At 55.5% G+C, this 2,220-nt stretch carries 2 protein-coding genes; both read right to left on the bottom strand.

The annotated features are described in order from the left end of the window. Positions 1-79 precede the first annotated feature (79 nt). The gene (gene istB / locus PLN84_RS13145) at positions 80-877 is read right to left on the bottom strand and encodes an IS21-like element helper ATPase IstB (protein WP_300020826.1); all 798 of its coding nucleotides are present in this window, start codon (positions 875-877) and stop codon (positions 80-82) included. Then, positions 874-2,118 (bottom strand): IS21 family transposase, encoded by a 1,245-nt coding sequence (istA, locus tag PLN84_RS13140; RefSeq protein ID WP_300020828.1) that lies wholly within the window; start codon positions 2,116-2,118, stop codon positions 874-876. The genes istB and istA overlap by 4 nt, the downstream gene beginning before the upstream one ends. Positions 2,119-2,220: the final 102 nt, after the last annotated feature.

The raw sequence follows: 2,220 nt of genomic DNA, 5'->3' as shown, positions 1-2,220 counted from the left end.
TGTCAACGTCGGTCTACTTTTCCCCAGCTTTGTCGGAATATCATTCCCCACCCCACTTAAATCTATCGTCAACTTTCCGTCATTCATTTGGAAACCTCATTTCAGCCGATTTTTCAAGATTCGTCCATAATGCATGCTTCTTTCGATCTTTCATTCGATAACTCTCCCCCCGAATATTCACGGTGGTGCAGCGATGGAGGATGCGATCGAGCAGTGCTGCCGCGATGACCCGATCCTGGAAGATCTCTCCCCAATCCGCGAACGTCTTATTCGAGGTGAAGATCGTTGAACGGTCTTCGTATCGGCGTGAAATCAACTGGAAGAAACAGTATGCGGCTTGTGCATCGAACGGCAGATACCCGATCTCGTCGATGATCAGGATACCCGGCCGGGTCAGTTTCTTCAGGTATCTGTCCAGCTGCCCGGTCTGATAGGCCTCCTTCAGCTGTTCGATGAGAACCGAAGCATTGATGAAGAGCACCGGGATATTCTGCTCAATAGCAGCGACACCAAGACCGATTGCCAGGTGCGTCTTCCCCACCCCCGGCGGCCCCAGAAACACCACATTCTCGGCGTTATCCACAAACCGCAGGGTGGCGAGATCTTTGATCACGGTTCTGTCGACAGACGGCTGAAACGCGAAATCAAACTCGTCGATCCGTTTCAGGAGAGGAAACCCGGCATTCTTCGTCCGGGTCCGGATCGTCGTCGATACTCTACCGTTCCATTCCTGCTCAGCCAGATAGCCTATCGTTTCCAGAGGACTCAGGCTCTCCTTCATCGCCCGCTCAAGCGTGGGTTCGAGAAGGGCATCCATCGTCATCAGTTTCATCCCGGTCAGGAGCTGATGCACCCGCTCCAGGAGAAGCGTCGTCATCGGTCTCCCTCCTCGCAGAGAACATCATAGAGAGCCAGATTCCGTTCTTCGACAGTATATTCCCCGATACACGACTTCAGGATCGGCTTCTTCTTCGGGCTCGTGCAGGGTTCATTGAGGATCTGTTTGAGGAGACCGTCGAAGTGTTCGTTCTGCCGGGACCGCTGGTCTTTGCCGATAAGCAGGGGATGAGAGCAGATCGCCATACCATTGGCTGAGACCAGCACGGTGGTGCCCCGGACAACGACATCGACATAACTCCCGGCAAACCGCCAGGGAACGGAGTAAAGGTTCCCGTACAGCGAGAGGTAGCAGTCCCGGGATACTTTGCGCGAGTACTTTTTCTGGACATGATACGGTGGATAGGAGGAGAACGGACGGAGATTTTCCTGAGGTAACCGGTCAAAGGGAATCTCGTGGGTTGTCCCATGGACGTTTCGGTTGACGGTGTCCAGCCACTCCCGAGCACGGAGATTTAGTTCGTCCAGCGAGCTGAATTCCCGGCCATACAGGAAGTTGTCTTTGACGAAGCCGATGGATCGTTCGACTTTGCCTTTGGTCTTCGCCCGATAGACCCGGCAGAGCCGGGCAGTGAACCCGAAGTGGTCTCGAAGGTCGACGAAGGCGGGATGGAAGTCCGACGCGGTTGACGGGTACTTCCGCTTCAGGACGACACTGCCGAGGTTGTCGTAGAGGAGGACCTGTGGTACTCCGCCGAAATACTCAAACGCGTGCAGATGGCATTCGAGGAACGTCTGGAGGTCCTGGGACATCGTGAACTCGATGTACCGCACCCGGGAGTAGCCAAGGACCATCGTGAAGCAGTTGACCTTCTGCTCCGGACCGTCCGGGCGGGAGGCGATGCATTCCGACCAGTCGCACTGTGCCATCTCGCCGGGTTTGGTCTCATACCGGATCTCAGGGAGGACCGGGACCGTCGGCCGCACCTGGCGGAGGTAGTCACCGAGGATCGTGGCTTTGCCGTCATAGCCCTGTCCCTGGATCTCTTCAAGGAGACGGACACGACTTAACCGGGGATAGTTCGCCAATCTCTTGAGGATATACGGCTTATACGGATCCAGTTTGCTGGGCTTGGTGCGGGTGCGGGGAGTCACCGGCGGACGGTCACGGGAGAGGTAATATCTCACGGTCTTGCGATCGAATCCGGTCTCCCGGGAGAGTGCGCTGATGTTGACCCGTCCTGTTGCCTGTTCCTGTTCACGAGCGAGATCCTTGAACATAAAATAATCCTCCTCGTCTACCATTCGCCTTCAACCAGGTACTATATGGTACCGGACTGGGGAATGGTATTCCGACATAACTGGGGAATCTTATTCCGACGC

The sequence above is a fragment of the Methanoculleus sp. genome (assembly GCF_035363275.1).
Taxonomy (GTDB): Archaea; Halobacteriota; Methanomicrobia; order Methanomicrobiales; family Methanoculleaceae; genus Methanoculleus.
This window is presented reverse-complemented; position numbering and strand designations above follow the sequence as displayed.

Coding starts and splice junctions, on each gene's coding strand:
- istB (WP_300020826.1), bottom strand. CDS start 877: ATGACGACGCTTCTCCTGGAGCGGGTGCATCAGCTCCTGACCGGGATG.
- istA (WP_300020828.1), bottom strand. CDS start 2,118: ATGTTCAAGGATCTCGCTCGTGAACAGGAACAGGCAACAGGACGGGTC.